6 protein-coding genes are annotated in these 7,287 nt (G+C 67.9%); 4 read left to right on the plus strand and 2 right to left on the minus strand.

Annotated features, from left to right (window positions below; all coding sequences use genetic code 11):
- The 3 genes from JHN63_RS46300 to JHN63_RS46310 all read left to right on the plus strand — a co-directional run.
- A partial coding sequence (locus JHN63_RS46300) for a ComF family protein (RefSeq protein ID WP_200691144.1) occupies positions 1-520 on the plus strand: 520 nt, incomplete at its 5' end.
- A gap of 313 nt (positions 521-833) precedes the next feature.
- Positions 834-1,526, plus strand: a complete 693-nt coding sequence (gene hpf / locus JHN63_RS54495) for a ribosome hibernation-promoting factor, HPF/YfiA family (protein WP_019056767.1) — start codon at positions 834-836, stop codon at positions 1,524-1,526.
- 205 nt (positions 1,527-1,731) lie between these two features.
- Positions 1,732-2,478, plus strand: coding sequence for a response regulator transcription factor (locus JHN63_RS46310; RefSeq protein ID WP_200691145.1), 747 nt, complete (start codon positions 1,732-1,734; stop codon positions 2,476-2,478).
- A gap of 34 nt (positions 2,479-2,512) precedes the next feature.
- On the opposite strand, the gene JHN63_RS46315 is transcribed toward JHN63_RS46310, so the two are convergent.
- Positions 2,513-3,715: a winged helix-turn-helix domain-containing protein gene (locus JHN63_RS46315; RefSeq protein WP_200691146.1), complete on the minus strand. Its 1,203-nt coding sequence runs from the start codon at positions 3,713-3,715 to the stop codon at positions 2,513-2,515.
- A 58-nt stretch (positions 3,716-3,773) separates the two neighbouring features.
- Positions 3,774-4,343, minus strand: a complete 570-nt coding sequence (locus JHN63_RS46320; protein ID WP_200691147.1) for a GNAT family N-acetyltransferase — start codon at positions 4,341-4,343, stop codon at positions 3,774-3,776.
- A gap of 267 nt (positions 4,344-4,610) precedes the next feature.
- Between JHN63_RS46320 and secA the strand changes: the two genes are divergently transcribed.
- The coding region (secA, locus tag JHN63_RS46325) for a preprotein translocase subunit SecA (RefSeq protein WP_200691148.1) at positions 4,611-7,287 on the plus strand (2,677 nt) is incomplete at its 3' end.

Consider the following 7,287-nt stretch of genomic DNA (forward strand, 5'->3'; position numbering starts at 1 on the left):
GCCCTCCGCGCGATGGGCCGTGCGGGCCCGAGGGCATGATCCGGCGCGGCGGATCGCGTTGGCGGCGGCGGGGGAGTTGCGGCGGACCGGGACGCCGGCCCGGGTGGTGGCCGTGTTGCGGCAGCGGCGGTGGGTGGCCGATCAGTCGGGGCTCAACTCCCGGGAGCGGCAGGACAATCTCGCCGGTGCGCTGGAGGTGGTCGCGGGCGGTGCACCGTTGCTCGCGGCTGGTCCGGTGGTGCTCGTCGACGACCTGATGACGACGGGGGCCTCCTTGAGGGAGGCGGCGCGTGCCGTGCGTGAGGCGATCGGGTGCGGCGGAGAAGTTGGCGCGACCGCCGCTGTGTACGCGCGTGTGTCCAGGGAAGGCAGAGAGGAACACAACGAGAGACCGTTGGAGAACGGGAGGAACATGGCACTCAGTGCACCGGGAATCGTGGAGAGGAACGGCCCCGATGGCCTGATCTGCGCAGCGGTGATCGCTGCGTCGCCTGATTCCTTCGAAATAAACCGGAACTGACCGTGCGCTTGCGTCGTTGCAGGTAATCAGAGGGCCAATTCACCTGAACGGAGGTACGCCGCGGTAGAGGGTGACGACATCCGTCCGGGCGAGATATGTTCGGTTGTGAGAGAAAGGCGCAGGCCGCACCTCTCCTATCCGAATGCCGTGCTGCGGGTTTTCTGCAATCACCCGCGGCCATGGGGTGGAGATCTTGCCCATGGGGGAGGAGGAGGTGGAAGTCACCGAGTCCGAGGTTCCGGGGTGACCGGAGCCTGGTGCGAAAGGGAGACGCTCCGCAGCGAAGCGGAGCGATCCGGGAACGGAGTTCTGCGTGGACATCGTCGTCAAGGGCCGCAAGACCGAGGTGCCCGAGCGGTTCCGCAAGCACGTGGCCGAGAAGCTGAAGCTGGAGAAGATCCAGAAGCTCGACGGCAAGGTGATCAGCCTCGACGTGGAGGTGTCCAAGGAGCCGAACCCCCGACAGGCCGACCGTTGTGACCGAGTGGAGATCACGCTCCGCTCCCGCGGTCCGGTGATCCGGGCGGAGGCCTCGGCCAACGATCCGTACGCGGCACTCGACCTCGCGGCGGAGAAGCTGGATGCCCGGCTGCGCAAGCAGCACGACAAGCGCAACACGCGTCGCGGCGCCCGTCGGCTCACCGCCGCCGAGGTCCCCGACCACGTCCCGGGCGCGGCGACGCTCAACGGCAACGGCCACGCCGTCCCGGACGAGCAGTCGGACGGTGTGCCCACCAAGAAGATCGGCTCGCTGGAGGTCAAGGGCGAAGGCCCCCTCGTCGTCCGCGAGAAGACCCACGTCGCCTCTCCGATGTCCCTCGACCAGGCGCTCTACGAGATGGAACTGGTCGGACACGACTTCTACCTGTTCGTCGACTCCGAGACCAAGGAACCGAGCGTCGTCTACCGACGGCACGCCTACGACTACGGCGTCATCCACCTCAGCACGGACCCGATGGTCACGCAGGCGCAACCGCCCGCGGCCGGCGGCACGCTGGGCGGCTGACCCACCCGGCCGACCGCTGAGCCGGTGCCCCTGGAGCGCGTGTGCGCCCCCAGGGGCACCGGTGTGCGACCAGTTCGCGCCCCGCTCCGTGACCGCACCGTCGTCCGGGCATGGAATCATGGCCGTACAGGCCCAACCGGTGGGCCGCTGCCTTGGGTTGGCGATGGCACAGGACCACAGGCCACAGCCTTCAGGGGGAGGAACGATGGCGGACAGCTTCGGACCGATGCATGTCGGGGATACCGACGGCGGCGTCGTCGGCATGGGCCCGGAAGCGGGCTCGACACGCAAGGAGCCGATCAGAGTCCTTGTCGTGGACGACCACGCGCTCTTCCGCCGAGGCCTGGAGATCGTGCTGGCGGCCGAGGAGGACATCCAGGTCGTCGGAGAGGCCGGCGACGGCGCGGAGGCCGTGGACAAGGCGGCGGATCTGCTGCCGGACATCGTCCTGATGGACGTACGGATGCCGAAGCGGGGCGGTATCGAGGCGTGCACCTCCATCAAGGAGGTGGCACCCAGCGCGAAGATCATCATGCTGACGATCAGCGACGAAGAGGCCGATCTCTACGACGCGATCAAGGCGGGCGCGACGGGATATCTCCTCAAGGAGATCTCGACCGACGAAGTGGCCACCGCCATTCGCGCCGTGGCCGACGGGCAGTCGCAGATCAGCCCCTCCATGGCGTCGAAACTGCTCACCGAGTTCAAGTCGATGATCCAGCGCACCGACGAGCGCCGACTGGTGCCCGCGCCCCGGCTCACCGACCGTGAGCTGGAGGTTCTCAAACTCGTCGCCACCGGTATGAACAACCGCGATATCGCCAAGCAGTTGTTCATTTCCGAGAACACCGTGAAGAACCACGTGCGCAACATCCTGGAGAAGCTGCAGCTGCACTCCAGGATGGAGGCGGTCGTCTACGCGATGCGGGAGAAGATCCTCGAGATCCGCTGACCCCGATCCGCTGCCCCCCTCGATCCGCCGACCCTCACGCCAGGAGACGGGCGAGTTCTCCGGCGAGGGGGGCGCGCAGCTCGGGGGCGTCGACCCGCTCCACGCGTACGTCCGTGCAGTCCACCCAGCTCGCGGCCTCGACCAGGGCCTGGGCCACGGACGGGACGGCCTTCACGCCGTCCAGGGTGACCTGCTTGGCCACCAGGGTGCGACCCTCCCGCGCGGGGTCGACGCGACCGACCAGTCGGCCGCCGGCGAGCACCGGCATCGCGAAATAGCCGTAGATCCGCTTGGGCTTGGGGACGTAGGCCTCCAGGCGGTGGGTGAAGCCGAAGATGCGCTCTGTGCGGGTCCGCTCCCAGATCAGGGAGTCGAACGGGGACAGGAGTGTGGTGCGCTGGCGGCCGCGCGGGGGTGTCTCCAGGGCTGCGGGGTCGGCCCAGGCGGGCTTGCCCCAGCCCTCGACCGTGACCGGGACCAGGCCCGAGTCGGCGATCACCGCGTCGACCTGTTCGCCCTTGAGGCGGTGGTAGTCGGCGATGTCCGCGCGCGTGCCGACGCCCAGTGAGACGCCCGCCAGCTTGACCAGGCGGCGGAGGCACTCCGTGTCATCCAGCTCGTCGTGCAGCAGTGGTCGCGGGATCGCGCGCTCGGCGAGGTCGTACACCCGCTTCCAGCCGCGGCGCTCCACGCACACCACCTCGCCGTACATCAGCGCGCGCTCCACGGCGACCTTGGCGCCGGACCAGTCCCACCACTCGCTGGTGCGCTTGGCGCCGCCCAACTCCGTTGAGGTGAGGGGGCCTTCGGCGCGGAGTTGCTTGATGACCTGGTCGTAGGTGCCGTCGGGGAGGTCGTGGTTCCAGTGCGGGCGGTCGCGGTAGGCGCGGCGGCGGAAGGCGAAGTGCGGCCACTCCTCGACGGGGAGGATGCAGGCGGCGTGCGACCAGTACTCGAAGGCGTGGGGTCGTGCCGGAGGCGCGCCAATGGATGCGGGCGTCCAGTACGCGTCCTCGACCGTCTTGCGGGGGACGGCGCCGAGGCGGGCGTAGGGGATGAGTTCGTGGGAGCGGGCGAGGACCGAGATGGTGTCGAGCTGGACCGCGCCGAGATGGCGGAGCACGCCGCGCACGCTCGCGCGGCGGTCGGGGGCACCGAGGAAACCCTGTGCGCGCAGGGCGATGCGGCGGGCGTCGGCTGCCGACAGGTCGGTCGTGGGGCGCGGGGCACTCGTCATGTCTCCGCACGATAGAGGGTGGCACTGACAATGCGGGCTGAGCTGCGGATTCGTCCTGCTACGGCCGGGCGGGCAGATACGGCGCTGTCGACGGCAGCCCCAGGTCCGACGGGAGCAGGGAGCCCACCCAGCAGTCCCGTCGTACGCCCTTGTTGTTGATCGCGGAGCGGAGTGTGCCCTCGATGGTGAAACCGGCGTGCTCGGCCACCGCGCGGGAGCCCTTGTTGCCGACCTCCGCGCGCCATTCCACGCGGTCGATCGACAGCCGGGTGAAGGCCCAGCGGGAGACGGCGACGGTGGCCTCGGTGATGTAGCCGTTGCCGCGGTGCCGCTTCGTCGCCCAGAAGCCGACCTCGCCGACGCCCAGGGAGCGCATCGTGATGGCGAGCATGCCCACCAACTCCCCTTCGGGGAGAAAGACACCGAAGGTGAACATCGAACAGTTCGCCCAGCCCTCGGGGACCAGCTGCTCGGTGAAACTCCGCGCGTGCTCCAGGAGATAGGGCGAGGGGATCGTCGTCCAGCGCTGGATCTCGGGGTCCTGGGCGGCGGAATACACGACATCGGTGTCCTGCGGGCCGACGCCGCGCAGGAGCAGACGGTCGGTCGTGAGCGTGACGGGTTCCATCGGCCGATTCTGCTCGGGGGCGCACAAGGACGCCATCCTTTCGCGCTGTGTGAGCGGGTGATCACATTTCGCGCAATTCCTCGGAACGACGCGGCACCATCGGCGACCCCCGGCCGTTGTCCCTTTGAAGCAGTTTTGAAGTAGTGGACGGTCGGCGTCCCCGGCAGGCTCCCGGCGTGGCGGGGTCCTCGCATACGATGGCCGTTGCTCAGCCATGTCATTGGAAACCGACCGTCCCAGGCCCGACCGGCAAGGAGACCAACCCCCGTGTCCGTCCTCTCGAAGATCATGCGTGCAGGCGAAGGCAAGATCCTGCGCAAGCTGCACCGCATCGCGGACCAGGTCAAGTCCATCGAAGAGGACTTCGTGGACCTCTCCGACGCCGAGCTGAAGGCCCTCACCGAGGAGTACAAGCAGCGCTACGCCGATGGTGAGACCCTGGACGACCTGCTGCCCGAGGCGTTCGCCACCGTGCGCGAGGCCGCCAAGCGTGTCCTCGGCCAGCGCCACTACGACGTGCAGATGATGGGCGGCGCCGCCCTGCACCTCGGCTACGTCGCCGAGATGAAGACAGGCGAGGGCAAGACCCTGGTCGGCACCCTGCCCGCGTATCTGAACGCCCTCTCCGGAGACGGCGTCCACATCATCACGGTCAACGACTACCTGGCCGAGCGCGACTCCGAGATGATGGGCCGCATCCACAAGTTCCTGGGCCTCGAGGTCGGCTGCATCCTCGCCAACATGACCCCGGCCCAGCGCCGCGAGCAGTACGCGTGCGACATCACCTACGGCACGAACAACGAGTTCGGCTTCGACTACCTGCGCGACAACATGGCCTGGTCGCAGGACGAACTGGTGCAGCGCGGCCACAACTTCGCGATCGTCGACGAGGTCGACTCCATCCTCATCGACGAGGCCCGTACGCCGCTGATCATCTCCGGCCCGGCCGACCAGGCCACCAAGTGGTACGGCGACTTCGCCAAGCTGGTCACCCGCCTGAAGAAGGGCGAGGCGGGCAACTCCCTCAAGGGCCTGGAGGAGACGGGCGACTACGACGTCGACGAGAAGAAGCGCACGGTCGCCATCCACGAGGCCGGTGTCAGCAAGGTCGAGGACTGGCTGGGCATCGACAACCTCTACGAGTCGGTGAACACCCCGCTGGTGGGCTACCTGAACAACGCCATCAAGGCCAAGGAGCTCTTCAAGAAGGACAAGGACTACGTCGTCATCGACGGCGAGGTCATGATCGTCGACGAGCACACCGGGCGTATCCTCGCCGGCCGCCGCTACAACGAGGGCATGCACCAGGCGATCGAGGCGAAGGAAGGGGTGGACATCAAGGACGAGAACCAGACCCTCGCCACGATCACCCTGCAGAACTTCTTCCGCCTCTACAGCAACCTCTCGGGCATGACCGGTACGGCGATGACCGAGGCCGCCGAGTTCCACCAGATCTACAAGCTCGGCGTCGTCCCGATCCCGACCAACCGGCCGATGGTCCGCAAGGACCAGTCCGACCTGATCTACCGCACCGAGGTCGCGAAGTTCGAGGCGGTCGTCGACGACATCGCCGAGAAGCACGAGAAGGGCCAGCCGATCCTCGTCGGTACGACGTCGGTCGAGAAGTCCGAGTACCTCTCGCAGCAGCTCGCCAAGCGCGGTATCCAGCACGAGGTGCTGAACGCGAAGCAGCACGACCGCGAGGCGCCGATCATCGCCCAGGCCGGCCGCAAGGGCGCCGTGACGGTCGCCACCAACATGGCCGGCCGCGGTACGGACATCAAGCTCGGCGGCAACCCCGACGACCTCGCCGAGGCGGAGCTGCGCCAGCAGGGCCTCGACCCCGAGGAGCACATCGAGGAGTGGGCCCACGCCCTGCCCGCCGCGATGGAGCGGGCCGAGCAGGCGGTCAAGGACGAGTTCGAGGAGGTCAAGGACCTCGGAGGCCTCTACGTCCTCGGTACCGAGCGGCACGAGTCGCGTCGTATCGACAACCAGCTGCGCGGTCGCTCCGGCCGTCAGGGCGACCCGGGCGAGTCCCGCTTCTACCTCTCCCTGGGCGACGACCTGATGCGGCTGTTCAAGGCCCAGATGGTCGAGCGCGTGATGGCGATGGCGAACGTCCCGGACGACGTGCCGATCGAGAACAAGATGGTCACGCGCGCGATCGCGTCCGCCCAGTCGCAGGTCGAGCAGCAGAACTTCGAGACCCGCAAGAACGTCCTCAAGTACGACGAGGTCCTCAACCGTCAGCGCGAGGTCATCTACGGCGAGCGTCGCCGTGTTCTGGAGGGCGAGGACCTCCAGGAGCAGGTCGTGCACTTCATGGACGACACGATCGACGCGTACATCACCGCGGAGACCGCCGAGGGCTTCCCGGAGGACTGGGACCTCGACCGGCTGTGGGGCGCGTTCAAGCAGCTCTACCCGGTGAAGGTCACCGTGGAGGAACTGGAGGAGGCGGCCGGGGACCGGGCCGGTCTGACCGCCGAGTTCATCTCCGAGTCCATCAAGGACGACATCCACGAGCAGTACAAGGAGCGCGAGGAGCAGCTCGGCTCCGAGATCATGCGTGAGCTGGAGCGCCGGGTCGTGCTGTCGGTCCTGGACCGCAAGTGGCGCGAGCACCTCTACGAGATGGACTACCTCCAGGAGGGCATCGGGCTGCGCGCGATGGCCCAGAAGGACCCGCTGGTCGAGTACCAGCGCGAGGGCTTCGACATGTTCACCGCCATGATGGACGGCATCAAGGAGGAGTCCGCCGGCTATCTGTTCAACCTGGAGGTCCAGGTCGAGCAGCAGGTCGAGGAAGTCCCCCTGGAGGACGACAAGCCGTCGCTCGAGAAGGAGGACACGGTGCCCGCGCAGGCGAGCGCCCGTCCCGAGATCCGCGCCAAGGGGCTCGACGCTCCGCAGCGGCCGGACCGGCTGCACTTCTCCGCGC

The organism is Streptomyces sp. MBT65, assembly GCF_016612545.1.
In the GTDB taxonomy this organism is placed as follows: Bacteria; Actinomycetota; Actinomycetes; order Streptomycetales; family Streptomycetaceae; genus Streptomyces.